The sequence below is a fragment of the Rhodococcus sp. NPDC078407 genome, assembly GCF_044542515.1.
Taxonomy (GTDB): domain Bacteria; phylum Actinomycetota; class Actinomycetes; order Mycobacteriales; family Mycobacteriaceae; genus Rhodococcoides.
Map to the genome: position 1 here is coordinate 341,808 of NZ_JBITUQ010000001.1, position 26,761 is coordinate 368,568.

Here is a 26,761-nt window from a genome sequence, read left to right on the forward strand (position 1 = left end):
GTCTGGCCGGTTCGGGATGGGCGTCACGCATCTCGTACGTGCCCGTCGCCCCAGACGGTCCACTTGGTCGAGGTCAGTTCGGGCAACCCCATGGGTCCGCGGGCGTGCAGCTTCTGGGTGGAGATGCCGATCTCGGCGCCGAAGCCGAACTGCTCGCCGTCGGTGAACGCGGTGGAGGCATTGACCATCACGGCGGCCGCGTCGACCCGTTGGGTGAACGCGCGCGCGGCACCGATATCGGACGCGACGATCGCCTCGGTGTGCCCGGTTCCGTACCGGTCGATGTGCTCGATTGCCTCGTCGAGACCGCCCACGACCTTCAGAGCGATATCGAGCGAGAGGTACTCCTGCGACCAGTCCCCGTCGTGAGCCGGAACCAGCCCAGGCAGGTCACCGTGGACCGTCACACTGTGGGTCCGAAAGGCCTGCAGCAGACGCGGAACCATGGTCTCGGCGATCGCCGCGTCGACCAACACGGTTTCGGCGGCGTTGCAGACACTGACGCGACGGGTCTTGGCGTTGAGCACGATCTTCTCGGCCGAGCCCGGATCGGCCGAGGAGTGGATGTACACGTGACAGTTCCCGACGCCGGTCTCGATGGTCGGGACCGTGGCATCGCGAACGACGGCAGCGATCAATCCCGCGCCGCCCCGGGGGATCACCACATCCACCAGACCGCGCGCCTGGATCAGGTGGGTGACCGTCGCACGGTCTTTACTACCGAGCAGCTGCACTGCGGATTCGGGCAGGCCACGGCTGCGCAACGCCGCCTGCAGGGCATCGACGAGGGCAGCATTGGATTGTGCGGCAGACGAGGACCCTCGCAGCAGAACCGCATTGCCGGACTTGAACGCAAGTCCGAACGCGTCGACGGTGACGTTGGGGCGTGCCTCGTAGACCATGCCCACCACGCCGAGTGGAACCCGTAGCTGACGAATCTCGAGCCCGTTGGGGAGCGTCGAACCGCGGACGACCTCGCCGATCGGATCGGGCAACCCGGCCACCTGCCGAAGCCCCGCCGCAATGCCGTCGATGCGCGACTCGGTCAGCCGCAGACGGTCCAGCAGGCCCTCGTCGGTACCGGCAGCGCGAGCAGTCTCGATGTCGACTGCATTCGCGGCGAGTACCGACTCCGCCGCAGCGACGACGGCGTCTGCCGCGGCATGCAGCAGATCGTCCTTCTCTGCGGTCGTCAGCAGAGCCAGCGCGCGTGATGCGGTGCGCGCTCGGCGCGCGGCGGCGTGCACGTTCTCTCGCTCGTCGGCAGTCGTGGTCACCGGTTCGGCGGAGACGGAAGCTGTCATGAACTACACACTAATAGGGACCGGGAATGAAGCTGCATTGCCGCGTCGTTGCAGCACAGCGTGAAGATCGCCGACGGAACGTCGGCGCTGCCGCCAGAACCGGAGGAACCACTTGTGAGTGCGCTGTTCGAGCCCCTGACCCTGCGCAACGTCACCTTCCCGAACCGGGTATGGATGGCCCCGATGTGCCAGTACTCGGCCGACGAGGCGGGCGACGATGTCGGCGTCGCGCGCGACTGGCACCGCACGCACCTGGTGAGCCGTGCGATCGGCGGAGCCGGTCTCATCATCACCGAAGCCACTGCGGTCAGTCCGGAGGGCCGCATCAGTCCGTCTGACCTCGGGATCTGGAACGACACCCAGGCCGACGCATTGGCCACGATCGTCGCCGAAATCTCCTCCTTCGGAACGATCCCGGGCATCCAGCTGGCTCACGCGGGGCGCAAGGCATCGACCGCTGCTCCCTGGCGCGGTGGAAAATCCTTGCCGGCCGAGGACCCTCGGAGCTGGGAGACCGTCGGCCCCAGCGCGATCGCCTTCGGTGACTACGCAACGCCGCGCGAGGCAACCGCCGACGACATCGCGAAGATCGTCGACGACTTCCGGACGGCCGCTCAGCGTGCACTGAACGCCGGGTTCCAGGTCGCCGAGATTCACGGTGCGCACGGATACTTGCTGCACCAGTTCCTCTCGCCGGCGAGCAATACCCGGACCGACGCCTACGGCGGCGATTTCGCGGGCCGCACCCGGCTGCTGATCGAAGTGGTCGACGCGGTCCGTGAGGTGTGGCCGGCCGAGCTGCCGGTGTTCGTGCGCCTGTCGGCGACGGACTGGCTGGACGAAGCAAGCGACCCCGGAGTAGCAGCAGAGGCTACGAGTTGGACCGCCGATCAAACTGTCGCGCTGTCGCAGCTTCTCACCGAGCACGGGGTGGATCTGGTCGACACCTCGACCGGAGGCAATGTCAGGGCCCACATTCCGGTCGGTCCCGGCTACCAGGTTCCGTTCGCACGGCGCATCCAGAACGAGACCACCATGCCCGCCGCCGCGGTCGGCATGATCACCGAGCCCAAGCAGGCGGAGGAGATCGTCTCGCTCGGTGAGGCGACGGCCGTCCTGCTGGCGCGCGAACTCCTTCGTGACCCGTACTGGCCACGGCGCGCCGCCCGGGAACTCGGAGTGGAAATGCTGCCGGCCGTGACACCGCAGTACGAGCGGGCCTACTGAGGCGTCGGATCACGAGGGGTTCGGACGACGAGGGGTTCGGACGACGAGGGGTTCAGACCACGAAACCGAGTTTCTTGTCCACGACGTTACGCAGTGGCTCGCCTCGGAAATGCCGCAATGCGTTGTCCACGAACAACTCTGCGAGACGCTGTTTCCACCCCGAGGCATCGCCGCTCATGTGCGGTGTGACGATCACGTTCTCGGCCGTCCACAACGGATGGTCGGCCGAGAGCGGCTCGGTCTCGAACACATCGAGTGCGGCACCGGCGAGGTGCCCGGTCGCCAGGTGAGCCAGTAGGGCGTCGGTGTCGAGCAACTCCCCGCGGCCCACGTTCAGGATGCGTGAACCGGGCTTCATCGCGGCGAGCACCGACTCGTCGACCATCCCCCTCGTCGAATCGGTCAGCGGGGCAACAAGAACGAGGTAGTCGGCCTGCGCGACAACGGATGCCAGATCGGCACTGGCATGAACGGTGCCGAAGTCTCCGTCGCCCTGCCGTGCCGTTCGACCCACACCCGAGACCGACATGCCCACCGCGCTCAGCAGAGTCGCGATCGCACGTCCGATCGCTCCGGTGCCCACGACCATCGCGTGGGCACCGTCGATGCGTTCGGTCTCGCGGTGTTGCCACACCTTCGATTGCTGCAGTGCGCGTGAACGTTCGGAGTCCTTGGCGAACGCCAGGATTTGCCCGAGGACGAATTCTGCGATCGGGCGGTCGAACACTCCCCGCGAGTTGGTCACCACCACATCGGATTCGACCAGTTCGTCGAACATCAACGAGTCGACGCCGGCAGCGGCGATGTGGATCCACTTCAGCGAACCACAGCGCGGCCACGCCGATTCGACTGCAGGCGAGAAGAAGTCCCACAGCAACAGTGCATCGGCACCGTCCACCGCATCCTCGAGCGTGTCGGCCGTGGCGTAGCGGACGTCGGCGACCTCCGCGATGGAATCGAGTCCATCGGGAAGGTCGCCTGCGTGCAGCACGACCAGAACCGGTGCCACAGCTATTTCTTGTAGCCGACGAGTTCGACGCCGGAGGCAGCCACTTCGTCGTCGTTGTCACCGGGGCACTGGGTCCCGCGCATCGAACGCCCGGCAGTCTCGGGCATCAACATGATCGGTACGAACGCGATGGCCGCGGCGATCATCATGTACCAACCCGGGATCAGATTGGAGCCTGTTCGTTCGATCAGGAAGGTGAGGATGAGCGGAGCCGTGCCGCCGAAGAGAGCCGTGGAGACGTTGTACCCGATGGCGAACGCTCCGTACCGCACCTGCGTCGGAAACAGCGCAGGCAACGTCGACGAGACGCACGAGGTCATGATGACCAGCAGCAGTCCGAGGCCGAGCAATCCGATCGTCTGGCCGATCAATCCGGCGTTGATGATCAGCAGGAACAACGGCACGCTGAACACGAAGTATCCGACGCAGGCCGTCAACAACAACGGCTTTCGCCCGACCCGATCGGACAGCGCACCGATCGGATTGATGATCGCCATCATGACGATCATGATCGCCACGAGTGTGAAGTTCGACTGCGTGGTGCTGTGCCCCAGTGTGTCGCTGAGATACGAGGGCAAGAACGTCAGCACCGTGTAGTACGCGATATTCAGGAGCAGCACAAACCCCATCAGGATGAGGATGCGCTGCCAATACGTCATGGTGGTCTTGAGCGAAGCCATTGCTCCACCTGCGCCCTCCTCGACGGTGCCGCCGTCTTCCTTGGCCTCGGCGAACACCGGAGAATCCTCGAGACGAGTCCGCAGCCACAGCGCGACGATGCCCAGCGGGAGCGTCACCAGGAACGGAATTCGCCAGCCCCACGACTCCATGGTCTCGTCGCCGAGCGCGACGTTGAGCAAGGTGCACAACGTGGCACCTCCCACGGTTCCTGCGAGAGTTCCGAATTCGAGGAACGACCCGAAGAATCCGCGGCGCTTGTCGGGCGCGTACTCGGCCATGAACACCGCTGCCCCGCCGTATTCACCACCGGTGGAGAAGCCCTGCACCAATCGGCAGACGAGCAGCAACAACGGTGCGGCGATGCCGATGGTGTCGAATGTCGGCAGCACACCGATCGTCGCCGTGGCCAACGTCATCATCGTGACGGTCAGAACGAGAACCTTCTGACGTCCGATGCGGTCGCCGAGTGGGCCGAGCACGATGCCGCCGATGGGACGGATGATGAACGACGCGGCCAGCACGGCAAAGGTGGAGAGCAAACTCGCTCCCCCGTCGTCGGACGGAAAGAAATTGGCGGCGATGTACACGGCCAGATAGCCGTACACCGCGTAATCGAACCACTCGACTGCGTTGCCCAGTGCGGATCCGCCGATCGCGCGATGCAGAATCTTGGTCTCGTCCGGGCTCAATGTGTCGGTGCTCGGGGGATATCCGGTCGGCGATGCTGCCGACCCTGATGTTTCGGTCACGGTCGAAATACCTCTCGCTTTCGAGGACGAAGTGGAGCGTCGGTGTGGTACTTCGCAGCGTTCGACACTACGACGGTGCAGAACATTCGGTTCGGCCCACCCCCTGAGACAACGCTAAAGCCCTGGTAGCGCAGCCATTCTGGTGGCCAACAACGTGTACGCCCTTGCGCTGTCGGTCAATTGTTGAACGGCCACCGATTCGTTCGGCCGATGTGCTTGGCTTTCGATCTCCCCCGGACCCAGCACGACGGTTTCGATACCCATTCGTTGTGCAACGAAACCACCATCGCACGATGCGGTCCAGATGTCAGTCAAATGTGCAGGATTGGAGCCTGCGGAATGACCATCGGGCACAGGATGGAAGCTTGTGGAATGGCTGTTCGGTTTGGATACGGTGTCGAGAACCGATTGCACTGCGGTGGTGACCAATCCGTCGTTCACGCTGGTCAGAAAGCCCGGCATTTCCATCGCGATTCCGATGCGGACATCGATGCCGGAACCCGTGATGCCGGCCGATTCGATGCGCGATCGCAAGTTGTCGACCACACTGGCAGCACTCTCGCCCGGCAGCAGCCGACGGTCGACGGTGAGTACGCAGTGATCGGCGACCATCGATGTTCCCGTACCGCCCGATATCGTGCCCACATTCCAGGTGGCCGGACCCAGGTCGGGGTCGGGATCGGCGTCCAGTTCGATCTGCGAGTTCTCGATGAGTGCGATGATGCGCGCGGCAGCGGAGATGGCGTTGGCTCCATTGCGAGGTTGTCCGGCATGTGCCGATCGGCCGTGCACCTCGATCTCCAGATTCGCCGCACCTCGGCACCCGAAGATGGTGACCAGATCCGTCGGCTCGGCCACCACGCAGCGGCTGTAGTTGCGGTGCTCCGGCTCGGCGACGAATGCTCTGATGCCGAGACCGGTGTCTTCCTCGTCGACCAGACACGCCAACGTCATCGGATACTCGTCGGCGAGCCCGGCTCGCTGCACCGCGGTCATCGCGGCGACGACAGCGGCGAGGCCGCCCTTCATGTCGCACGCGCCGCGACCGAAAATTCGTCCGTCTCGAACAACGGCCGAGAAGGGATGGGTGGTCCAACCGGTTCCCGCGGGCACCACATCGGAATGCCCGACGAACAGGATTCCGGGCCGGTCGTCGGATCCGATGGACACGATGACGTTCGGCCGACCCGGGGCCACCTCGACCGTCCGAACGTCGAATCCCGATGCGCGGCAGTGTTCGGCAAGGACCTTCGCCGTCTTCTCCTCGACATCCCCGGGGTTCTCACCGCCGGCGTCGATCAAAGCTGCTGTCAGAGAGAGAATTTCTGCCTCGTCGATCGAATCGAGAAGGGCCCGTTCGATTCTCGAAACGCTCATCGGGTGGGATCTGAGGCGAGCAGGTGCTTGGACTTCTCCACCGCCGCCGCGAGCCTTCTGATTCCCTCGTCGATGCGTTCGGGCGTGGACGAGGCGAAGCACAGCCGCAAGGAGTCGTGGAACTTCCCACCCACCGACAACGCCGGCCCCGGTATGTAGGCAACTCCCTCGGCCAACGCAGTCTCGAACAGGTCCTGCGTCGAGAAGTCGACGTCGTTGCCGCGCAACGTCGCCCAGAGAAAGAACCCTCCCTCGGGGTCCGTCGTCGACATCGAATCACCGAAGTGCTCGGCGATACTGTTCTGCATCGCGACCTTGCGGGGCAGGTACACCGAGGCCAACGATCGAAGGTGCTCGTCGAGCAGGCCGCGCCGGATGTACTCGGCCACCATGCGCTGCCCGGGCAGGTTGGTGCACGTGTCCATGGCTTGTTTGGCGTTGACGATCAACTGCCGCGCCTCGGGCGCGGCGTCGACCCATCCCACTCGCAGGCCGGGGGCGATCATCTTCGAGAAAGTACGCACCGAGAAGATCAACGGGTCGTTCGGGCTGAGCGTTCCGAAGCTGGGAATTGGATCACCCGAGAAGCGGAGCAGGCCGTACGGATCGTCGTCGAGTATCACCGAGCCCCAGCGGTGTGCGAGCTCGATGAGCAGCTGACGACGCTCGAGCGACAGGGTGACCCCCGAGGGATTCTGGAAGTTGGGGATGACATAGATCATCTTCGGCAGCCGGCCCGCGCGCTCGACGAGCTCGGGCAACGCCTCGACGATGAGGCCGTCACTGTCCATCGGTGCCTCGAGAATGTCGCCACCGTAGCTCAGTACGGTGGCGGTTCCGTTTGTGTATGTGGGACTTTCGACGATCACCAGGTCGCCTGGATCGATGAACAGCTTGCAAGCGATGTCGAGACCCTGCATGCCACCGGAGGTGATCACCACGCGCTCCTCGGTCGTGGGCTCGCCCACGGACGCAAGATAGGAGAGCAATGCGTCGAGCAAGCCCGGGTCTCCCTCGGTGGCACCGTAATCGAACGCGTCGGCGGTGAGTACGGTGCCGGCGATCTCGGTGAATGCAGCGGCCGGAACCGTTTCGGCGGCAGGAGATCCCATCGCAAAGCGCACGATGTCGTGTTTCTGCGCGGCGAGCAGCGACGTCGAGGAATCGATCACCGACCCGACGAGTTTGTCGGTGCGCAGGGCCCACGGAATGCCGAGAGTGGAGCCTGCGGAACGACCTCGAGTTGATGCGGTCATGCTCACTCCTTCGTCAGTAGTTCTCGGGGGTATGCGGTGAAGGTTTCGAGGCCGGTTTCGGTGACGCGAACGGCCTCGGACACCTCATATCCGTAGTCGTCCATCCACATTCCGCCGATGATGTGGAAGGTCATGTTCTCGGCGAGCACCGTCTCGTCGTCGGTGCGCAGGCTCACGGTGCGCTCGCCCCAGTCGGGTGCGTAGGCGATTCCGATCGAGTAGCCGATACGCGACGGCTTGTGTAGACCGTGCTTGGCCAGGCTGGTATTCCATACCTGTGCCAGGTCGGTAGCGGTGACGCCGGCCCGCACGGTCTCCAGCACGTCGTTCAATGCTTCTCCGGTGGATTTGGCGAGGTAATCCAAACGTGGACTGGGCTTTCCGAGCACGATCGTGCGTGCCATCGGAATGTGGTACCGCCGGAACACACCGGCCAGTTCGACCACGGTCGTCTCGCCCCGCACGAACGGTTGATGCGACCAGGTCAGATGGGGGGTGTCGGCTCCGGCACCGGTGGGCAGCATCGGCACGATGGCCGGATGGTCGCCGCCGAACTCCTCGGTGCCGCGCACCTGGGCGTTCATGATGGCCGCGGCCGCGTCGCACTGTCGTTCACCGACCGAGATCGACTGGTACGCAGCCGACATCGCCGACTCGCAGACCTTCGCAGCACCGCGCATCAGGGCGATCTCCGCGGGCGACTTCACCACACGTACCCAGTTGACGAGCTCGTAGGAGTCGGTGAATCGGTATTCGGGCAACGACTTCACCAGCGCCTCGAACGCTTTGGGGCTGAAGTAGTACGAATCCATCTCGAGACCGACCTGGCCGTGCTCGAAGTTGTTCACCAGCCCCAATTCCCGTAGCTTCGCGGCAACCCAGACGAACGGGTGAGTGTCACTGCGCTGCACGAACGTTTCGGGGTAGCCGAACGTCCGATCCTGCGGCAGCCACGAGGTACGAAACGCGCCGTTGGCGTCCATCTCGCGGGCGAAGAAGTACATCTCGCCCTCGAGGGGTACGTACAGCATCTGCGGGGTGTAGAACGAGAGCGCGTTGTATCCGAGCAGGTAGTAGAGGTTGGCAGGATCGGTGACGATGAGCGCCGTGAGGTGCTGCGACATCATTCGCTCTCGGACGGCAGCAAGCCGGCCGGCGTATTCCTCGTCGGTGAACGTGATCGGCGTGCTGTTCGGTACATCGGGGTACCGAGCGAGGCCGGGAGCAGCCCGTCCTGCGGTGTCTTCGGGTCCGATTGCGGTGACGTAGGCGGAGTCGGATGAGTCGTTCACGGGCACCCCCTTCGATGGGTCCATTTAGTAGATTGTTGACAATCAGGTTATGCGCTGACGCGAGAGGTACACAAGGGTCGAGATGTAAATGCTGTGTTGCGCGCCAACCGATTTACCCCGGACTGGCCAGAGCAGAGTGCTCTGTCTGTTCCTCCACCATCGCCCGGGTCAAGTCGTGGATAGCGGTGTCCATGTGCTCGTGCACGCCCCTTTCCAACGCGTCCCAATCGTCTCCGAGCAAGAGATCGACAATGAGTTGGTGCTCTTCCACCAGAGCTTCGGGCCGGTAGTACGCAGTTTCGAGGTTGGCCATGCAGATGCGCGCCTCTGCGGCGAGCGTGGCGTACATACGCGACATCCGGCTGTTGCGCGTCGCCGCGACCAGGGCTGTGTGAAACGCGAGATCTCGTTCGGCCAGACCTCGCCAGTCCGCTCTGTCGATGAACGGCTGCATCTGCATCACGATGGCGTTGAGCTCGTCGGCAGCGGTGATCAACCGGCCGCGATCACCGTGCACCAATGTCCACGCAGCACCGACCTCGATCGCCGCACGAGACTCGTAGATCTCGGTGACGTCGTCACTGCTCAGCTCTACGACGAACACGCCCCGGTTGCGAAAGCTGACGAGCAGACCCTCCTGATTCAGTCGCTGCAGCGCCTCACGCACCGGTCCCCGCGAAATCTCCAGTTCTGCGGCCACGTTGGCCTCGTTGATCTGCTCCCCCGGTGAATAGGAACCATCGATGATGCGATCACGAATCTGGTCGGCAATGACCATCGACGTGTTGCGTGCGTCGATGGGCGTCAGTCGTCTCGAACTGGGCATGATCGAAAACCTCTCTCAGCCTCGGGGAATGGCGAAGTATTTGTACTCCAGAAACTCGTCTATTCCGACTTTTCCGCCCTCTCGGCCGAGTCCGGACTGTTTGACGCCACCGAACGGGGCAGCCGGATTCGACACCAGACCCGTGTTGAGGCCGACCATGCCCACCTCGAGGCGCTCCCCCATCCGCAGGGCCCGGTCGATGTCCTGGGTGAAGACGTACCCGACCAGCCCCCATTCGGTGTCGTTCGCCAGCGCGATCACCTCGTCCTCGGTGTCGAACGGGACGATCGCTGCCACCGGTCCGAAAATTTCCTGTGACATCAGGTTCGACGCCGCATCGACGTCGGTGAGGACCGTCGGCGGGTAGAAGTAGCCGGGTCCGTCCGGGGCCACTCCCCCGACGATCGCCCGTGCGCCGCGTCCGAGGGCGTCGTCGACGAGTGTCTGTACCTTGCTGCGGCCAGCATTGTCGATCAACGGACCCACCTCGGTGCCGTGCGCACTACCGGCCCCCACCGACAACGCACCCATGCGCTCGGCGAGTGTGTCCGCGAACTGCGCTGTGACACTGCGGTGTACGAAGAACCGGTTGGCAGCGGTGCAGGCCTCACCCATGTTGCGCATCTTGGCGACCATCGCACCGTCCACGGCGCGGGCGAGATCTGCGTCGTCCATGACGATGAAGGGCGCGTTACCGCCGAGCTCCATCGAGGTGCGCATCACTGTCGATGCAGCTTGCTCGAGCAGAATCTTGCCCACCGCAGTCGATCCGGTGAAGCTGATCTTGCGGGCATCGCCGCTGCTCATCCACGAGCCCACGACACCCGACGCGTCGGTGGTGGTCACGACATTGACCACTCCCGCCGGCACACCGGCATCGTGCAGGATTTCGGCCAGAGCCAGTGCTGTCAGCGGCGTCTGCTCGGCCGGCTTGAACACCACGGTGCACCCTGCCGCCAACGCCGGGCCGATCTTGCGAGTTCCCATGGCCAGCGGGAAGTTCCACGGAGTGACCAGAATGCACGGTCCCACCGGTGCGCGGGTGACCACGATGCGGTTCTTCCCGTCTCCGGTGAGGGTGTGATCGCCCGAGATGCGCACCGCCTCCTCGGAGAACCAGCGAAAGAACTCGGCACCGTACGCCACCTCACCACGAGCATCGGCCAACGGCTTTCCCATCTCCGCGGTGATGATCGCTGCGAGCTCCTCTTGCCTCGCCATGATCAATTCGTATGCTGTGCGGAGGATTTCGCTTCGTGCACGGGGCGGCGTCGCCGCCCAATCGGCGGCGGCGTCGACCGCTGCGGCCATAGCTTTCTCGGCATCGTCGATGCTGCCGTCGGCGACCCTGGCGATGACCTCACCGCTGGCGGGATCGACGACATCGAAACGGGCTTCGGACGCTGCGGCAGTCCACGCACCCCCGATGAACAGCTCGGTGGGACCCGTGATGCTGGGGCGGGTGAGGCCGGTGGTCGTACTGGCGGTCATGGCCGCGGTCCTTTCGTCGAACGTGGATCGAGTATCTGCGCCAGGTGTGACGACGCATCGCTCGTCAGGTCACCGGTGAGTTGACGCACCTGCATGTGGCAGGAGAATCCGTCGGTCAGAATCGGGGTTTCGGGCTCGGCGGCACGAACGGCCGGGGCCAGGGCCTGCTCGGCGACGGCCATGCTGAGCTCGTAGTGCCGAGACTCAAAGCCGAAGTTTCCAGCGACCCCGCAACATCCGGTGGCCTCCCGTACCGTGTCGATACCGACGGCCGCCAGTGCCGCGCGCTGGGTGGCGTTGCCGAACACCGCGTATTCGTGGCAGTGGGTCTGTACCGTCACCGAACCGGGAACCTCGGCCGAGGGCACCCACCCGGCGGCGGCCTGATCGATCACCGCGCCCGCGAAACTCTGTACCCGCGCTGCGACCCGTCTCGCAGCCGCAGTGGGAACCAGCTCCGGCATGTCCTTGCGGAACGCCGCCGCGCAGCTCGGTTCGGTCACGACGATGGGTCGGTCGGTGCCGTCGTCCAGTGCTGCAACGGCTTTCGCGAGGTGCTTACGAGCGGCCGTCAGCTGGCCCGTCGAGATCCAGGTCAGACCACAGCACACGTCGGTGCGGCATTCGGTGCTGCGCCCGGAATCCTCGAGCACGCGCTGCGCCGCGCCCGCGACCTCGGGGCGGAAGCCTTGCGTGAACGTGTCGACGACCAACACCACGTCGGCTTCGCGGCCGCCGCCGATCCGTATTTCGTGTGCCAATTCCTTCGCCGATGCGAAACGCGGCAAGGCCCGCTCGGTGGTCAATCCGCCGAGCCGAGCCGCCAGTGCCGCGATGCGCGGAGTGAGCAGACGGTTGAGCAGCGGTGCCGTTCGCTGCGTCACCTTCAGCCAGCGAGGCAACCAGCCCAACGAATAGTGCGAGAACGGCCGCAGCCGACCCGCATAGTGATGATCGAGAAACTCCGACTTGTACGTCGCCATGTCCACGCCGACAGGACAATCCGACGAACAGGCCTTGCAGGACAGACACAGGTCGAGCGATTCGGCGACATCTTTCGAGGCCCACCCGTCGGCCACGGTCGGCGAACTGCGCACCATCTCCTGCAGCACTCGCGCGCGGCCCCGCGTCGAATCCTTTTCATCGCCGGTGGCGCGGAAGCTGGGACACATGACGCCACCGGAGGTGGTGCGACACTTGCCCACTCCGACACACGACTGGGTTGCGTGCACGAACGGATCCAGATCTGCCCGCGTTCCGATCTGGTGCAGATCGAAGCTCGTCTTCCATTCCCGCTGCGGAATGCCCTGCAGCATGAGGTTGTCCATCATGGGTTCCGGATCAATGATCGACCCCGGGTTCAGAATCTCGCGAGTATCCCAGATGCGCTTGAACCGCGCGAACGCGTCGAGCATGCGGGGTGAGTACATCACCGGCAGCAGTTCCGAACGAGCCCTGCCGTCGCCGTGCTCGCCCGACAGGCTTCCGCCGTGCTCGACGACCACCCGCGCGGCGGCGCGCAGGAAGTCGTACATCACCCGGCGACCGGCGTCGGTGCGCTGATCGAACGTGATGCGCACATGCATGCAGCCGGCACCGAAGTGCCCGTACATCACGCCGGTCAAATTGTGTTCGGCCAGAAGCACATTGAGGTCGGCGAGGTAGGCGGACAGGTTCTCCGGTGCAACGGCCGCGTCCTCCCATCCACCCCAGGACTCGACTCCGCTCGCCAATCGCGTGGCCAGGCCCGCTCCGTCCTCGCGTACCCGCCACAGTGCCGCTCGATCGGCCGGGTCGGTGACGATGCGACCTTCCTTGACACGGCCGAGGAGACCGAGCGCCTCGAGCAGACGGGCGGCCTTGTTCTCCACCTCGGCGGTATCGGCTCCGTCGAGATCGACGTAGAGCCAGGCGTTTCCCGCGGGCAACGAGCGAACGGAGTCCGGTCCGCGCCGGTACTCCATCGTCTCTACGATGTTGTTGTCGATCCCTTCCACCGCGGCCGGCGAGAACTCGAGAATCGCCATCACGTCGGCGGCCGCAGCAACCACGTCCTCGTAGCCGAGACAGAGCAACAGCGCAGCCGGCGGTACGGGCACGACGGCAACGGTGACCGAGACGATCACCGCGCACGTGCCCTCGCTTCCGACAAGTGCACGAGCAACGTCGAATCCGTTCTCGGGCAACAGATGAGACAGGTGAAATCCGGACACCTGACGCGGAATACGGCCCAGCTCGATTCTGAAGAGCGCGAGGTGGTCGGCCGCCAGCGAGTGCAGCTCACGCGAGATACGTTCGGCCTCTTCGGTTGCCGCCACATCCTGCGAGTGCACTGCCCGCACACCGGTACGGGTCACTCGAAGTAGGTGCCCGTCGGCGGTCACGACGTCCATGGCCACCGTGTGGTCCGATGTTCGACCGTAGCGGACCGAGTGGTTGCCGCACGCGTCGTTGCCGACAGCCCCGCCGACCGTCGCGCGTGTCTTGCTGGACGGGTCGGGTGCGAACGTGAATGCCCCAGCGGTGCGCGCCACCAGCTCACGCTGCAACTCCGAGATCACGATGCCCGGTTCCACCACAGCAGTCCGAGAGTCGGTGTCGACGGAGATGACGCGGTTCATGTGACGGGAAAAATCGAGCACGATGCCGCGGCCGATCGCGTTGCCTGCCATGGACGTTCCGCCGCCGCGGCCCACGACAGCGATTCCTGCACCAGCGCACAGCGACACCACAGTGGACACGTCGTCGGCACTGCGAGGAAACACGACGGCAGCAGGCGGGATGCGGTAATTGGAGGCGTCGTAGGAGTACTCGGCGAGCCGCCGCGACGAGTCGTCGATGTCGATTCCCAGTTCCCGCACTCGCTGAACGAGTGCGGGCACCGGGGACCGAACGGACGCAGTTGTCACAGCACGTTCTTCAGCGTGCGCGACAACGCGTCCAGGCCCTGCCGCATCTCGTCGTCGCTCACGATCAGTGCCGGAATGATCCGGACCACGTTGCCGAGCGCGCCGCAGGTGAGCAGCAACAACCCCTCGTCGATCGCACCCTGTTGCACGCGCAGGGCGGCCGCCACATCGGGACTACCTGCGCTGTCGACGAATTCGAGTGCCTGCATCAAGCCCAGTCCACGTGCATCGCCGATGGCAGAGTGCTCGGACTTCAGTGCCAGCAAACCGTCCAGCAGCACGTCGCCCTGGGTAGCTGCGTTGGCGACCAGCCCTTCCTCACGCACCACGTCGAGCGTCGCGACACCCGCCGCAGCGGCGACGGCATTGCCGCCGTACGTGCCGCCCTGCGATCCTGGCCATGCCTTGCTCATCAGCTCGGTCGATGCGGCGATAGCCGAGATGGGAAATCCGCTGGCGAGTCCCTTCGCAGTGATGACGACATCCGGCGTGATCGAGGAGTGTTGGTGCCCCCAGAACTTTCCGGTGCGTCCGACGCCTGCTTGCACCTCGTCGACGATGAGGACGATGCCGTGGGTGTCCGCACGTTCGCGAAGCCCTTCGAGGAACGCCGGAGGCGTCGGCAGATAGCCACCGTCACCGAGCACCGGTTCGATGATGAACGCAGCGGTATCGGAAGGGCTGGACATCGTCATCAGCAGGTAGTCGAGTTCCTTGAGCGCGAACGCGACTGCGGTGTCCATGTCCCAGCCGTACCGGAAGGCGTACGGGAACGGCGCGATGTGCACGCCGCCCATGATCGGCGAGAATCCGGAACGAAACTTGGTGCCCGCGGTGGTCAGCGACGCCGCCGCCACCGTGCGTCCGTGGAATCCCCCGTGGAACGCGATGATGTTGGGCCGTCCGGTCGCCATGCGCGCCAACCGAATCGATGCCTCCACGGCCTCGGAACCGGAGTTCGCGTAGAAGACGCTGTCGAGACCGGCAGGTAGTACCTCGCCGAGCTTGTCGGTCAGCGCCAGCAGTGGCTGATGCATGACGGTCGTGTACTGCGCGTGAATGATCTTGCCCACCTGCTCACGGGCGGCCTCGACCACGCGGGGGTGGCAGTGCCCGGTGCTGGTGACGCCGATACCGGTGGTGAAGTCGAGGTACTTGCGCCCGTCCGTGCCGATGATCCAACTGCCCTTTCCGTGATCGACGACGATCGGGGTCGCCTGCTTGAGTGCCGGGCTGAGCTGGGTGCGAGTCGACGCTGTCATGCCAGCCATCGTCACTCACCGAATTCTGATTGTCAACAATCTGCAATTGGCAATTCGGATGGGCGGAATTTGCGAAGCGATACAGTTCGTCGATGTCCGCCTCGAATCCCCGCATTGTCGTTCTCGGTAGCGTCAACATGGATCTGATCACCCGGACGCCCTCTCTGCCCGATCCCGGCGAAACGGTGCTCGGCACAGCGTTCACCACTTCACCGGGCGGAAAGGGCTCCAATCAGGCGATTGCCGCCGCCAAGGCAGGTGCTGCGGTGTCGTTCATCGGAGCAGTCGGAGACGACGAATTCGGGAAGACACTGCGCCGGACACTGACGGGCGCGGGCGTCGACGACCGCGCGCTGCGCACAGCAGCAGGGTCGAGCGGCATCGCCGCCATTACCGTCGACGATCACGCCGAGAACAGCATCGTCGTGGTTGCCGGGGCCAACGAACGCGTTCGCGACCTCACCGCCGACGACCTCGCCGTCATCGCCGACGCCGACATTCTTCTGTGTCAGTTGGAAATCCCCGTCGACACGGTGGTGATCGCCTTCGAGTACGCACGCTCTCACCGCGTGGTGACGATGCTGAACCCGTCACCGGTTCAGGATTTGCCCGACGCCCTGGTGGCGGCCACCGACGTGCTCGTGGTCAACGAAGCCGAGGAAACCCGTCTCGGCGGCCGAGTGAACGAGGTGGCGCACGTGATCACCACCCTCGGTGCCAGAGGCTCTCGATACCGCGGCTCGGAATCGTTCGAGGTCGCCGCACCGAGTGTCGACGCCGTCGATACCACCGGGGCCGGCGACGCATTCGCCGGAGCTCTGGCCGCTTGCTGGTTCGACGGCCCGCGCTCGGCAGTCGAGTGGGCTTGCATTGCAGGGTCTTTCGCCGCAACGAGGCCGGGTGCGAGCACGTCCTCGGGTACCCGCGCGGACATCGACGCACTGCGAGATGCGGCCACAGGATGAGCGACCACAACCTCGAGGAACTCCGACTTCTGCGTCGGGCGCGCGACCGGATGGATCGCGAATTCGCCCAGCCGCTCGACGTCCCCACTCTGGCCCGCACGGCACTGATGTCCACCGCACATTTCAGCCGCCGCTTCCGCGAGGCCTACGGCGAGACGCCGTACGCGCATCTGATGACGCGACGGATCGAACGCGCCAAGGCCCTGCTGCGTCGCGGCGATGTGACCGTCACCGAGGCGTGCTTCGCGGTCGGATGCACCAGTCTCGGATCGTTCAGTTCGCGATTCACCGAGATCGTCGGCGAGACACCGAGCGCGTACCGCGCCCGCGACCACCGGGACAGCCAGGCGGTGCCGACGTGCACTGCCATGATGCTGGGTCGGCCGATGCGAGGCACCCTTGCTGCCACCGAACCGAGCAGAATCGAAGAAGCATCGACGGCCGGGGCGTCCTAGCCTTTGTCCATGACACTTTCACTGAGCCACGTACACGTCTACACCGACGACCCCGATGCCTCGTTGACGTTCTACCGCGATGCTCTGGGACTCGAGGTCAAGAGCGAAGTCGAGGGCGACGGCTACCGCTGGATCACTCTGTCCCCCAACGATCAACCCGAGATCGAGATCGTTCTCTCGCAACCCCACGCGGGCCGCTCGCAGGAACTCGGCGATCAGATCGCAGCCCTGCTCGCCAAGGGCGAGCTTCCGGGCCTGCTGTTTCGAGCCGACGACCTCGACGCGGCCTTCGAAAGAATTCGCGCGGCAGGCACCGCCGAGATTCTTCAGGAACCGACAAGTCAGCCCTGGGGTGTGCGCGACGCGGCATTCCGTGACCCCGCCGGCAACATGGTGCGCGTCAGTCAGGCGTGAGCCCGTCTCGACGTCGACAGTCCTACATCGAGGACGCGAGCGCCAGGCCGCCGCCGCACGCCAGTACGGACGCGAGCAGGGTGACCACTACGTTGACGGCGGCATCGCGTCGACGCCCTTGCTGCAGTAGCCGCACGGTCTCGACGCTCGCCGTACTGAATGTGGTGTACCCACCGCAGAACCCGGTGCCGACGACGGCGTGGATGTCGGTCGAGCCGGCTCGGAACATCACCCACCCGGCCAGTAGACCCAGCAGGAACGATCCGGACACGTTGATGCCGACCGTCGCCCAGGGAAAGCTCGTCCGCGTCGCGAGACGTGACTTCATTTCGGCATCGACGACGAAGCGAACGACTGCCCCCAGTCCGCCGGCCAACGCGATCCACAGCGCGATCAACGAATTATCCTCGTCGCCAGTGCAATTCCGGCCCAGGCCGCGAGCAGCCCGAGAATCACGCTGACCACTGCGTAGGCCACTGCCAGCCCGGCGAACCCACTCCGGAACGCTTCCACCGTCTCGAGGGCGAAGGTGCTGTACGTGGTGAACGCGCCGCAGAAACCGGTCCCTAGCAGCAACCGCAGCCTGCGCCGAACACCGGCATCCGGTCCGCCGCGTACCAATGACTCGAGCAGAAGGCCGAGCACGAATGCACCGGCGATGTTGATACCGAAGGTTGCCGTCGGCCACTGCGACGCCGAATGCGGGAGCTGCTCCTCGATCACCCAGCGGACTGCCGTACCCGCGGCTCCGCCGATGAAGACCACTGCCAGTGCCCACACGTGACGGTGCACGGGCCCCTGGTCGGCCGGCATCGAATCGGAATCGGGATCGACCACCGCTGATCCTCTCGGGCTGCACGGTCCGACCGTTTCCGACCGGCCCGAGTGTGATGTCGGATGCTTACTGCACGATGGAGCCTATGACAACGACCACCGAGCCCACGACCGGGAACTTGCGCGAGAGCGCCGAGGAGTTGTTGCGCGAACTCGCCGGCCCGAATGCAGTCCTGAGGGAAGACCAGTGGACAGCCATCGAGGCGCTGGTCGTGCACCGGCGACGGGCACTGGTCGTGCAACGGACCGGCTGGGGCAAGTCGGCGGTCTACTTCATCGCGGCGAAGCTGCTGCGCGCACAGGGTTTGGGTCCGACCGTCATCGTCTCCCCGTTGTTGGCGCTGATGCGCAACCAGGTTGCCTCCGCCGAGCGAGCAGGCGTGCGTGCGGCGACCATCAACTCCGGCAACATGACCGAGTGGGACGACATCCACCAAAAGGTCGCATCGGGTGAGCTCGATGTGTTGCTGGTCAGTCCCGAGCGATTGAACAATCCGGATTTCCGCGATCAGGTGCTGCCGTCTCTGGCCGGGGATGCGGGCCTTGTCGTGGTCGACGAAGCACACTGCGTCTCCGACTGGGGCCACGACTTCCGGCCGGACTACCGGCGCATCAGAACCCTGATCGCCGAGCTACGGGACGGTATACCCGTGCTCGCGACCACTGCGACGGCAAACGACCGCGTGGTCGACGACGTCGCAGCTCAGCTGGGCGTCGGCGGCGGCGATACCTTGGTGCTGCGCGGCGGGCTCGCCCGCGATTCGCTGCGTATGGCGGTGGTGAAGATCGACAACGCCACCGAACGGGCTGCATGGCTCGGCGAACATCTGAAGACGCTGCCCGGTTCGGGAATCATCTACACCCTGACGGTGTCTGCAGCCAAGGACCTGGCGGCGCTGTTGACCGATCAGGGCCACACCGTTGCCTCCTACACCGGCCAGACGGACCCCACGGAGCGCGAATCACTGGAAGGCGACCTGCTGGCCAACCGAGTCAAAGCCCTGGTCGCAACCTCCGCACTGGGTATGGGCTTCGACAAGCCCGATCTCGGCTTCGTCGTGCACATGGGGGCACCGTCGTCTCCGATCTCGTACTACCAGCAGGTCGGACGCGCCGGGCGCGCGACGGAACGCGCCGATGTGGTGTTGCTCCCCGGTCACGAGGACCGACAGATCTGGAGCTACTTCGCCTCCGTCGCCTTCCCCCGCGAACACCTGGTGCGTCAGGTCATCGACGCCTTGAACACCGACAAGGCCCAGTCCACTCAGGCTCTGGAGCCCATGGTCGAGCTGAACCGCAGCAGGCTCGAGATGGTCCTCAAGGTCCTCGATGTCGACGGAGCGGTTACGCGCGTTCGCGGCGGCTGGATGGCCACCGGGGAGCAATGGACGTACGACGCGGCGCGCTATGAGCGTCTCGAACAGGCCAGGGACCGCGAACAGCAGGCGATGATCGACTACCAGGGCACCGACGGCTGCCGGATGGAGTTCCTGCGGAGGCAACTCGACGACCCCGATCTGAGCGCACCCGGTAGCGAGTCCGACCGGTGCGGGCGGTGTGACAACTGCACGGGCGAGCATTTGTCCGCGTCGGTGGATGCAGCCTCGGTCGACTCGGCGAGGGCACGACTGGATCGGCCCGGCATCGACCTCCAGCCCAGAAAGCAATGGCCGAGCGGTATGAAGAAGCTGGGTGTCTCACTCTCGGGCAAGATCGACCAGCCGCACGAGCCCGGCCGCGTCCTGGGTCGACTGACCGACCTGGGCTGGGGTGGACGCTTGCGTGCCATGCTCGACGCGCCGGATGCCCCCGCCACCGATGCTCTCGAGAAGGCCTGCATCACGGTGCTGGCCAACTGGGATTGGAAGGAACGTCCCACTGCCGTTCTCGCTCTCGACTCCCCCACCCATCCTGTGCTGGTGCGGTCGATAGCCGAGCGATTGGCTTCGATCGGAAAATTGAGTGATCTCGGCGTCATGCAGGTCAGGGCAGGTCACCCGCCGGTCTCGGCGGCCAATTCGGCGTTTCGGGTCGCCGGGCTGGTGGACTCCTGGGAGGTTCCGGACGTATCGTCCGTGGCAGGGCCGATTCTGTTGATCGATCTGCAGACCGACACCGGGTGGACGTTCACTTGCGCCACATCCGCTCTGATGTCGGCAGGCGCGACGGCAGTCTTGCCGTTTGCGCTTGCAACGCCGAAATAGCGATTTTCGGCAGATCGGGTTTACAGCGCGCGTTTCTGGGTACCGCCTGCCGGTCACGGTCGATGTGACCATCATCACACTCGCTGGTTAACCTGGGGATGCATGTCCGATTCGGGGGTCGATTTTCGGACGCGCTCGATATGCCTCGACGACCTTGTTACGTTTGTATTCCCATGAACCCCGCATTGCTGAGAGGTACCCCAGTCACTGCGCCGGACGCAGTGAAGTTTCGTAAGCCCAAGATCTCCGACGGAGTCCGGCTCTGGGAGATCGCACGTGATTCGCGAGTTCTGGATCTGAACTCCAGCTACTCGTACGTTTTGTGGTGTCGCGATTTCGCGGCCACCACTGTCGTATCCGACATCGACGGCCGCGCAGTCGGTTTCGTCACCGGATACATCCGCCAGGACGCTCCGCACACGTTGTTCGTGTGGCAGGTCGCCGTAGATGCGGACCAGCGCGGCAAGGGACTTGCCGGTCGCATGCTCATGGAGCTGCTCGACCGCCTCGAGCCACAGGGCATCACGCATCTCGAAACGACGATTAGCCCGGACAACGAAGCGTCCATCGCAACCTTCACCAGCCTCGCACGCAAGCGGGGCACCGAAATCGTCAGGTCAGACCTGTTCGCACCCAACGATTTCCCCGATAGCCACGAAGCGGAGGAGCTCTACACAGTAGGCCCCGACGCGTCGCGGAGTTATGAAAGGAACAAGCACAACGTGACCGAAAAGAACACTGTGACAACAGAGAAGCCCGACGTGTTCGAGACCGTCGAGTCCGGAGTTCGTAGCTACAGCCGCCAGTGGCCCGCTGTGTTCACCACCGCCAAAGACTCGGTCATCACCGACGAGAGCGGCGTGGAATACCTCGACTTCTTCGGTGGCGCAGGCGCACTCAACTACGGCCACAACAACGACAAGATCAAGAGCGCGTTGGTCGACTACATCACCAACGATGGCATCACGCACGGACTGGACATGTCCACCGTGGCCAAGCGCGAGTTCCTGGAGTCCTTCAAGAAGAACATCCTCGATCCCCGAGGCTTGGACTACAAGGTTCAGTTCCCCGGACCGACCGGCACCAACACCGTCGAGGCGGCGCTGAAGTTGGCTCGTAAGGTCACCGGGCGCGAGGCAATCATCAACTTCACCAACGCTTTCCACGGCATGACACTCGGCGCGTTGTCGGTCACCGGCAACTCGATGAAGCGAGCTGGCGCCGGAATTCCCTTGGTGCACACCACCCCGATGCCGTACGACAACTACTTCGGCGGCGTCACCGAAGACTTCCAATGGTTCGAGCGCGTTCTCGACGATTCGGGCAGTGGATTCAATCGCCCGGCCGCAGTCATCGTGGAAACCATCCAGGGAGAGGGCGGCATCAACGTCGCTCGCCCCGAATGGCTTCGCGCGCTGGCCGAACTCTGCTCGCGACGTGAGATCCTCCTGATCGTCGACGACGTCCAGATGGGCTGCGGTCGCACCGGGCAATTCTTCTCCTTCGAGGAGGCCGGAATCACCCCGGACATCGTGACCCTGTCCAAGTCCATCGGCGGTTACGGCATGCCGCTGGCGCTCACCCTGTTCAAGCCGGAGCTGGACGTATGGTCCCCGGGCGAACACAACGGCACGTTCCGCGGTTTCAACCCTTCGTTCGTCACCGCCAAGGCCGCCATCGACCACTACTGGTCCGACGACAAGTTCGAGAAGGAAACGCTCGCCAAGGGTGAGCACGTCCAGGACCGTTTCATGAAATTGTGCGCCAAGTTCGACGGCATCTCCACCCGCGGACGCGGGATGGTCCAGGCGCTCGTGTTCGACGATGCCGACCTGGCAGGCAAGGTGGCGCAGCTGTGCTACGACGATCGCCTACTCGTCGAGACCGCAGGCCCCAAGGACGAGGTAGTCAAACTGCTTCCCCCGCTGACCACCACGATGGATGAGCTCAACCGCGGCCTGGACATCATCGAAAGTGCAGTGGCGAAGGTGCTTTTCTAGACCCGTTCGTACGCACCGATATCGAAGGAGGACATCGCATGATCGTTCGCACCACGCAGGAAATTACCGGGACCGACCGTGACATCTCGAGCGAAGACGGCAACTGGCGCAGCAAGAGAATCATTCTCGGCGGCGACAAGGTCGGATTCTCGTTTCACGAGACCACGATCCAAGCGGGCACGGTGAACAACTTCCACTACGCCAACCACGTCGAGGCCGTCTGGTTGATCGAGGGCGAGGGAACGCTCACCGACCGCGAAACCGGGGAGACCTACGAGCTCGGTGCGGGATCGATGTACCTGCTCAACGGGCACGAGCGTCACACCGTCGAGCCGCGCACGACGATGCGGATGCTGTGTGTGTTCAACCCACCGGTCGTCGGCAACGAGACGCACGACGAAAACGGTGTGTACCCGCTCATCGAGGTACCCGCGTAACGCCAGAATGTTCTCACGGCCCGGTAACGACGCTTCCCAGCGTCGGTGCCGGGCCGTCGGCGTCGGCGTCGGTACGGTATTGAAGGTCGATCCGGTACCCATGTCGATACAGTGCTCATCCGGCGACGGATCGCTATCCTGGACGAAGTGAAAGCTTCCCCCGAGTCCGTTACACCGAACGAGCAACTGACGTCTCTGCTCGACGGCAGGACGGTCACCGTTGTCAGCGGTGCGGGCATGTCCACCGACTCCGGGATTCCCGACTACCGCGGTCCGCAGTCACCACCACGCAACCCGATGACCTTCCAACAGTTCATCGGAGATGCCGAATTTCGACGGCACTACTGGGCACGCAACCACGTCGGATGGCGACACATGGACGCCGCGGTGCCCAACGACGGCCACCGAGCACTCGCCCGACTCGAGCGGGCAGGCGTGGTCACCGGCATCATCACCCAGAACGTCGACATGCTGCACACCAAGGCCGGCAGCCGGAACGTCATCGACCTGCACGGCGTCTACGCCCGCGTTCGGTGCCTGAACTGCGAGCGATTGATCTCGCGCTTCGAGCTGGCCCGAAGGCTCGATCGAGCCAATCCGGGGTTCCTCGAATCCGTGGCACCCGCAGACGGCGTCGAAATCGCGCCGGATGCCGATGCCATCATCTCTTCGACCGCACATTTCAGAATGGTCGATTGCGAAAAGTGTTCCGGCATACTCAAACCCGACATCGTCTACTTCGGCGAGAGCGTACCCAAACCGCGCGTTGCCGAGGCCTACGATCTGGTCGACCACAGTGACGCACTGCTCGTGCTCGGCTCTTCGTTGACCGTCATGTCCGGACTACGTTTCGTCCGGCACGCATCCAAGACCGGCAAGCCCATCGTCATCGTCAATCGCGGGACCACTCGGGGCGACGAATTCGCCTCCCTGACCGTGCATGCGGGTTGCTCGGAGACCGCGACGGCGCTGGCCGACACCGCGGATCAGGCGGGAACCAGATCGTCGGCATGAACCACCGGGCGCTGGAGCTCCGCGGCCAGCTCACCCGTCGACCGTCCGAGCATTCCGGCCAACTCTCCCGAATCGTATGCGACGACCCCGCGGGCAACCAGGGTTCCGGCCGGGTCCACGAGCGAGACCACATCTCCCCCGTGAAAAGCTCCCGTCACCGACGTGACGCCCGCGGACAGCAACGACCTCCGCCGCTCCACGACAGCTCGGACGGCACCCGCGTCCAGGTGCAGTTCGCCCGCCGCATCGGCGGCATGTCGAACCCAGAATTTGCGAGCGGACAACCGCGTCGGCCGAGCGGCGAAGGCAGTCCCCACCTCGGACGTCGTCAGTGCGTGTGCGGCATCCGACGCCGCAGCCAGCAGCACCGGAACACCGGCATCGGCCGCGAGACGCGCAGCGGACAGTTTGGACGCCATACCGCCGGTACCGAGCGCTCCCCCGGAACCGGCAACGACTCCGTCGAGGTCCTCCGGGCTGGTCACCTCCGGGATGAGCGTGGCGGAACCCTTGCGGGGATCACCGTCGTACAACCCGTCCACGTCCGACAGCAAGAACAGTGCGTCCGCACCGACGAGATGTGCCACCAGAGCGGCGAGGCGATCGTTGTCACCGAAGCGGATCTCTGCGGTGGCGACGGTGTCGTTCTCGTTGACGATGGCGACCGCCCCGAGCGATCGCAAGCGATCCAGCGTGCGTTGGGCGTTGCGGTGGTTGGTTCGACGAGCGATGTCCTCGGCTGTGAGCAGGACCTGCCCCACCGTCCGTCCGTATCGATGGAAGGACGAGCTCCACGCATGCACGAGGGCAAGCTGACCGACGCTCGCTGCAGCCTGCTTGGTTGCGAGATCGCGCGGGCGTCGGGTGAGGCCGAGCGGTGCCATTCCCGCACCGATCGCGCCGGACGATACGACCACCACATCGGTCCCGCTACGCATCCGCGACTCGATGGCATCGGCGAGCAGATCGAGCCGGCCCAGATCCAACCCGGCGTCGAGACTGGTCAGCGCCGAGGATCCGATCTTGACCACGATGCGCTTGGCATCGGCAATCGTACGACGAGTATCGGTGAGAGCCTCTGCGGGCGAACTGGATTCACGCACCGACACCACGTCTACTCCTGTTCGGTATCGAGCCCGCGACGTACCTGGCGGGCGTGCTTGCGTTCGGATGCGCCGATGCGCTCGACCTGATCGAGACGAGCATCGGTGCCGCGGCCGGTCATGGTGATCTCGACACCGGCCGGGGTCTGCGGCTCCCAGTCGAACGAGACCTCACCGATGGTGACCGAGGCTCCCGGTTGCGCGCCGGCCTTGATCAACGCGTCCTCGACGCCGAGGCGCGCGAGCCGGTCTGCGAGGTAGCCGACGGCCTCGTCGTTCGTGAACTGCGTCTGGCGCACCCACCGCTCCGGACGCGTGCCTCGAACGATGAAGCCATCGGGGATGTCGGGATCTTTGACGACCTTGAAGCTGTCGTCGTTACGAGCGACCGGACGAAGCACCTGACGTCGCGGCTCGGGTGCCGGGTGCGCGGTGCGGTAGTCCTCGACGAGCTTCGCCAGAGCGAAGGTCAACGGCTTCAAGCCGGCCCTGGTCACCGCTGAAATGGTGAACACCGGCCAACCTCGAGACTCGAATTCCGCAGTGACCATCTCGGCCAGTTCGGCACCCTCGGGGATGTCGGCCTTGTTCAGCACCACGATGCGGGGCCGGTCGGCGAGATCGCCGAGACTGGCATCGCCGGACAATGCAGGCTTGTAGGCCGCCAACTCGGCTTCCAGTGCGTCCACGTCCGAGATCGGGTCACGGCCCGGATCCAGTGTCGCGCAATCGACCACGTGTGCCAGCACAGCGCAACGCTCGAGGTGCCGCAGGAAGTCGAGACCGAGACCGCGTCCCTGGCTCGCACCGGGGATCAACCCCGGGACGTCGGCGACGGTGAACGTGGTGTCGCCGCTGGAGACGACTCCGAGGTTCGGTACCAAAGTGGTGAAGGGATAGTCGGCAATTTTCGGCTTCGCCGCGGACAGCACCGAGACCAGCGAGGACTTGCCCGCCGACGGAAAACCGACGAGGCCGACGTCGGCGACGGACTTGAGTTCGAGGACGAGTTCACGCTCGATACCCTCTTCGCCGAGCAGCGCGAACCCGGGTGCCCGACGAGCCTTGGACGCCAGGGCTGCATTGCCGAGCCCACCGCGTCCGCCCGGTGCCGCGTCGAATCGCGTTCCCTCGCCGATCATGTCGGCGAGCACGTTGCCCTTTTTGTCGAGCACGACGGTGCCGTCGGGAACCTTGAGAATCAGGTCCTCGCCGTTGGCACCTTCACGGTTTCCGCCCATGCCCTGAGTTCCGTTGCCTGCCTTGGCATGGCTGGAGAAGTGGAAGTCGAGCAGAGTGTGGACGTTGCTGTCGACGACGAAGATCACTCCGCCGCCCTGACCGCCGTTGCCGCCGTCCGGGCCGCCGAGAGGCTTGAACTTCTCGCGGTGAACCGAAGAGCAGCCGTTGCCACCTTTGCCGGCGCTGACGTGCAGCACCACGCGGTCGATGAATCGTGACATAGCTGTCTTCGATCCTTTCTGAAAGAAAAACCGGTGAAAAAAAGCGATAGGGGCGGACCGGTCTCATGACCCTGGTCCGCCCCTATCGGGAGCTGTGAACGTACGCCGTGGATGTTCGATCGAGCGAGTGCTGCTCGGGTCTACATCTGCGAGCGCGAGCGCTGCAGAAGGACTAGGCCTCTACAGCGACCGGAACGATGTTCACGGTCTTGCGGCCGCGCTTGGCACCGAATTCGACTGCGCCCGGCGCGAGTGCGAACAGGGTGTCGTCGCCGCCACGGCCGACGTTGACGCCGGGGTGGAAGTGCGTGCCGCGCTGACGAACCAGGATCTCGCCTGCGCCTACGGTCTGGCCGCCGAAACGCTTGACGCCGAGGCGCTGAGCGTTCGAGTCGCGACCGTTACGGGAGCTTGATGCACCCTTCTTATGTGCCATGTTGCATACCCTCCTCGGGGTGAATCAGCTTGAGAGAACGCGGGTCCGAATAG

General features: G+C 64.6%; 23 protein-coding genes and 1 pseudogene. 9 read left to right on the forward strand and 15 right to left on the reverse strand.

Annotation, left to right across the window (positions count from 1 at the left end; genetic code table 11):
- Positions 1 to 23 precede the first annotated feature (23 nt).
- Positions 24 to 1,304 carry a glutamate-5-semialdehyde dehydrogenase gene (locus tag ACIGGF_RS01625; RefSeq protein WP_397519690.1) on the reverse strand — a complete coding sequence of 427 codons (1,281 nt, stop codon included), beginning with the start codon at positions 1,302 to 1,304 and terminating at the stop codon, positions 24 to 26.
- A gap of 114 nt (positions 1,305 to 1,418) precedes the next feature.
- On the opposite strand from ACIGGF_RS01625, the gene ACIGGF_RS01630 reads away from it, so the two are divergent.
- On the forward strand, positions 1,419 to 2,531 hold the full coding sequence (locus ACIGGF_RS01630) for an NADH:flavin oxidoreductase/NADH oxidase (RefSeq protein ID WP_397519691.1): 1,113 nt from the start codon (positions 1,419 to 1,421) through the stop codon (positions 2,529 to 2,531).
- A gap of 52 nt (positions 2,532 to 2,583) precedes the next feature.
- Here the strand turns inward: ACIGGF_RS01630 and ACIGGF_RS01635 are convergent, their stop codons facing one another.
- From ACIGGF_RS01635 to ACIGGF_RS01675, 9 genes are all read right to left on the reverse strand, one after another.
- Positions 2,584 to 3,540 (reverse strand): D-2-hydroxyacid dehydrogenase, encoded by a 957-nt coding sequence (locus ACIGGF_RS01635; RefSeq protein WP_397519692.1) that lies wholly within the window; start codon positions 3,538 to 3,540, stop codon positions 2,584 to 2,586.
- A 2-nt stretch (positions 3,541 to 3,542) separates the two neighbouring features.
- On the reverse strand, positions 3,543 to 4,970 hold the full coding sequence (locus ACIGGF_RS01640; protein WP_397519693.1) for an MFS transporter: 1,428 nt from the start codon (positions 4,968 to 4,970) through the stop codon (positions 3,543 to 3,545).
- A gap of 114 nt (positions 4,971 to 5,084) precedes the next feature.
- Complete coding sequence (locus ACIGGF_RS01645; protein WP_397519694.1) at positions 5,085 to 6,347, reverse strand: M20 family metallopeptidase; 1,263 nt, start codon at positions 6,345 to 6,347, stop codon at positions 5,085 to 5,087.
- A complete protein-coding gene (locus tag ACIGGF_RS01650; protein WP_397519695.1) occupies positions 6,344 to 7,603 on the reverse strand; it encodes a PLP-dependent aminotransferase family protein in 1,260 nt (419 codons plus the stop codon). Before ACIGGF_RS01650 ends, ACIGGF_RS01645 begins: the two co-directional genes overlap by 4 nt.
- A 2-nt stretch (positions 7,604 to 7,605) precedes the next feature.
- Entirely contained in the window at positions 7,606 to 8,784 is a 1,179-nt protein-coding gene (locus ACIGGF_RS01655) for a M24 family metallopeptidase (RefSeq protein ID WP_397519847.1), read from the reverse strand.
- A gap of 223 nt (positions 8,785 to 9,007) precedes the next feature.
- Entirely contained in the window at positions 9,008 to 9,721 is a 714-nt protein-coding gene (locus ACIGGF_RS01660; protein ID WP_397519696.1) for a GntR family transcriptional regulator, read from the reverse strand.
- A gap of 15 nt (positions 9,722 to 9,736) precedes the next feature.
- A complete protein-coding gene (locus ACIGGF_RS01665; RefSeq protein WP_397519697.1) occupies positions 9,737 to 11,212 on the reverse strand; it encodes an NAD-dependent succinate-semialdehyde dehydrogenase in 1,476 nt (491 codons plus the stop codon).
- On the reverse strand, positions 11,209 to 14,121 hold the full coding sequence (locus ACIGGF_RS01670; protein ID WP_397519698.1) for an FAD-binding and (Fe-S)-binding domain-containing protein: 2,913 nt from the start codon (positions 14,119 to 14,121) through the stop codon (positions 11,209 to 11,211). Before ACIGGF_RS01670 ends, ACIGGF_RS01665 begins: the two co-directional genes overlap by 4 nt.
- Positions 14,118 to 15,383 (reverse strand): aspartate aminotransferase family protein, encoded by a 1,266-nt coding sequence (locus ACIGGF_RS01675; RefSeq protein WP_397519699.1) that lies wholly within the window; start codon positions 15,381 to 15,383, stop codon positions 14,118 to 14,120. Before ACIGGF_RS01675 ends, ACIGGF_RS01670 begins: the two co-directional genes overlap by 4 nt.
- A gap of 92 nt (positions 15,384 to 15,475) precedes the next feature.
- Here ACIGGF_RS01675 and ACIGGF_RS01680 point away from each other — a divergent pair, with 92 nt between their 5' ends.
- The 3 genes from ACIGGF_RS01680 to ACIGGF_RS01690 are packed head-to-tail and all read left to right on the forward strand — an operon-like array spanning position 15,476 to position 17,217.
- Complete coding sequence (locus tag ACIGGF_RS01680; protein ID WP_397519700.1) at positions 15,476 to 16,348, forward strand: ribokinase; 873 nt, start codon at positions 15,476 to 15,478, stop codon at positions 16,346 to 16,348.
- Positions 16,345 to 16,803 (forward strand): helix-turn-helix transcriptional regulator, encoded by a 459-nt coding sequence (locus tag ACIGGF_RS01685; RefSeq protein ID WP_397519701.1) that lies wholly within the window; start codon positions 16,345 to 16,347, stop codon positions 16,801 to 16,803. Before ACIGGF_RS01680 ends, ACIGGF_RS01685 begins: the two co-directional genes overlap by 4 nt.
- A 9-nt stretch (positions 16,804 to 16,812) precedes the next feature.
- Positions 16,813 to 17,217: a VOC family protein gene (locus ACIGGF_RS01690; RefSeq protein ID WP_397519702.1), complete on the forward strand. Its 405-nt coding sequence runs from the start codon at positions 16,813 to 16,815 to the stop codon at positions 17,215 to 17,217.
- A gap of 22 nt (positions 17,218 to 17,239) precedes the next feature.
- Here ACIGGF_RS01690 and crcB (ACIGGF_RS01695) read toward each other — a convergent pair whose 3' ends face one another.
- The gene (gene crcB, locus ACIGGF_RS01695; RefSeq protein ID WP_397519703.1) at positions 17,240 to 17,614 is read right to left on the reverse strand and encodes a fluoride efflux transporter CrcB; all 375 of its coding nucleotides are present in this window, start codon (positions 17,612 to 17,614) and stop codon (positions 17,240 to 17,242) included.
- Positions 17,611 to 18,030, reverse strand: coding sequence for a fluoride efflux transporter CrcB (gene crcB, locus ACIGGF_RS01700; RefSeq protein WP_397519848.1), 420 nt, complete (start codon positions 18,028 to 18,030; stop codon positions 17,611 to 17,613). Before crcB (ACIGGF_RS01700) ends, crcB (ACIGGF_RS01695) begins: the two co-directional genes overlap by 4 nt.
- 107 nt (positions 18,031 to 18,137) lie before the next feature.
- Here crcB (ACIGGF_RS01700) and ACIGGF_RS01705 point away from each other — a divergent pair, with 107 nt between their 5' ends.
- The 5 genes and pseudogenes from ACIGGF_RS01705 to ACIGGF_RS01725 all read left to right on the forward strand — a co-directional run bounded on the left by ACIGGF_RS01705 (position 18,138) and on the right by ACIGGF_RS01725 (position 23,706).
- Complete coding sequence (locus ACIGGF_RS01705) at positions 18,138 to 20,255, forward strand: RecQ family ATP-dependent DNA helicase (RefSeq protein ID WP_397519704.1); 2,118 nt, start codon at positions 18,138 to 18,140, stop codon at positions 20,253 to 20,255.
- Positions 20,256 to 20,428: 173 nt separating this feature from the next.
- A pseudogene (gene ectA / locus ACIGGF_RS01710) lies at positions 20,429 to 20,929 on the forward strand (diaminobutyrate acetyltransferase); the annotation flags it as partial.
- 66 nt (positions 20,930 to 20,995) lie between these two features.
- On the forward strand, positions 20,996 to 22,255 hold the full coding sequence (ectB, locus tag ACIGGF_RS01715) for a diaminobutyrate--2-oxoglutarate transaminase (RefSeq protein WP_397519849.1): 1,260 nt from the start codon (positions 20,996 to 20,998) through the stop codon (positions 22,253 to 22,255).
- Positions 22,256 to 22,293: 38 nt separating this feature from the next.
- Positions 22,294 to 22,692, forward strand: a complete 399-nt coding sequence (locus ACIGGF_RS01720; RefSeq protein ID WP_397519705.1) for an ectoine synthase — start codon at positions 22,294 to 22,296, stop codon at positions 22,690 to 22,692.
- A 147-nt stretch (positions 22,693 to 22,839) separates the two neighbouring features.
- Complete coding sequence (locus ACIGGF_RS01725; protein ID WP_397519706.1) at positions 22,840 to 23,706, forward strand: Sir2 family NAD-dependent protein deacetylase; 867 nt, start codon at positions 22,840 to 22,842, stop codon at positions 23,704 to 23,706.
- On the opposite strand, the gene proB is transcribed toward ACIGGF_RS01725, so the two are convergent.
- From proB to rpmA, 3 genes are all read right to left on the reverse strand, one after another.
- Entirely contained in the window at positions 23,679 to 24,818 is a 1,140-nt protein-coding gene (proB, locus tag ACIGGF_RS01730) for a glutamate 5-kinase (RefSeq protein ID WP_397519707.1), read from the reverse strand. The two genes, ACIGGF_RS01725 and proB, sit on opposite strands and share 28 nt — an antisense overlap.
- 2 nt (positions 24,819 to 24,820) lie before the next feature.
- Complete coding sequence (gene obgE / locus ACIGGF_RS01735; protein ID WP_057479882.1) at positions 24,821 to 26,272, reverse strand: GTPase ObgE; 1,452 nt, start codon at positions 26,270 to 26,272, stop codon at positions 24,821 to 24,823.
- 172 nt (positions 26,273 to 26,444) lie between these two features.
- Entirely contained in the window at positions 26,445 to 26,708 is a 264-nt protein-coding gene (gene rpmA / locus ACIGGF_RS01740) for a 50S ribosomal protein L27 (RefSeq protein WP_032379202.1), read from the reverse strand.
- Positions 26,709 to 26,761 lie beyond the last annotated feature (53 nt).

Bases quoted from the DNA above. Each gene is read 5' to 3' on its own strand.
- ACIGGF_RS01690 (WP_397519702.1), top strand. From the start codon at position 16,813: ATGACACTTTCACTGAGCCACGTACACGTCTACACCGACGACCCCGAT.
- ACIGGF_RS01645 (WP_397519694.1), bottom strand. From the start codon at position 6,347: ATGAGCGTTTCGAGAATCGAACGGGCCCTTCTCGATTCGATCGACGAG.
- rpmA (WP_032379202.1), bottom strand. From the start codon at position 26,708: ATGGCACATAAGAAGGGTGCATCAAGCTCCCGTAACGGTCGCGACTCG.
- ACIGGF_RS01675 (WP_397519699.1), bottom strand. From the start codon at position 15,383: ATGACAGCGTCGACTCGCACCCAGCTCAGCCCGGCACTCAAGCAGGCG.
- crcB (WP_397519848.1), bottom strand. From the start codon at position 18,030: ATGCCGGCCGACCAGGGGCCCGTGCACCGTCACGTGTGGGCACTGGCA.
- obgE (WP_057479882.1), bottom strand. From the start codon at position 26,272: ATGTCACGATTCATCGACCGCGTGGTGCTGCACGTCAGCGCCGGCAAA.
- ACIGGF_RS01625 (WP_397519690.1), bottom strand. From the start codon at position 1,304: ATGACAGCTTCCGTCTCCGCCGAACCGGTGACCACGACTGCCGACGAG.
- ACIGGF_RS01650 (WP_397519695.1), bottom strand. From the start codon at position 7,603: ATGACCGCATCAACTCGAGGTCGTTCCGCAGGCTCCACTCTCGGCATT.
- ACIGGF_RS01685 (WP_397519701.1), top strand. From the start codon at position 16,345: ATGAGCGACCACAACCTCGAGGAACTCCGACTTCTGCGTCGGGCGCGC.
- ACIGGF_RS01720 (WP_397519705.1), top strand. From the start codon at position 22,294: ATGATCGTTCGCACCACGCAGGAAATTACCGGGACCGACCGTGACATC.
- ACIGGF_RS01680 (WP_397519700.1), top strand. From the start codon at position 15,476: ATGTCCGCCTCGAATCCCCGCATTGTCGTTCTCGGTAGCGTCAACATG.
- ACIGGF_RS01660 (WP_397519696.1), bottom strand. From the start codon at position 9,721: ATGCCCAGTTCGAGACGACTGACGCCCATCGACGCACGCAACACGTCG.
- ACIGGF_RS01665 (WP_397519697.1), bottom strand. From the start codon at position 11,212: ATGACCGCCAGTACGACCACCGGCCTCACCCGCCCCAGCATCACGGGT.
- ACIGGF_RS01705 (WP_397519704.1), top strand. From the start codon at position 18,138: ATGACAACGACCACCGAGCCCACGACCGGGAACTTGCGCGAGAGCGCC.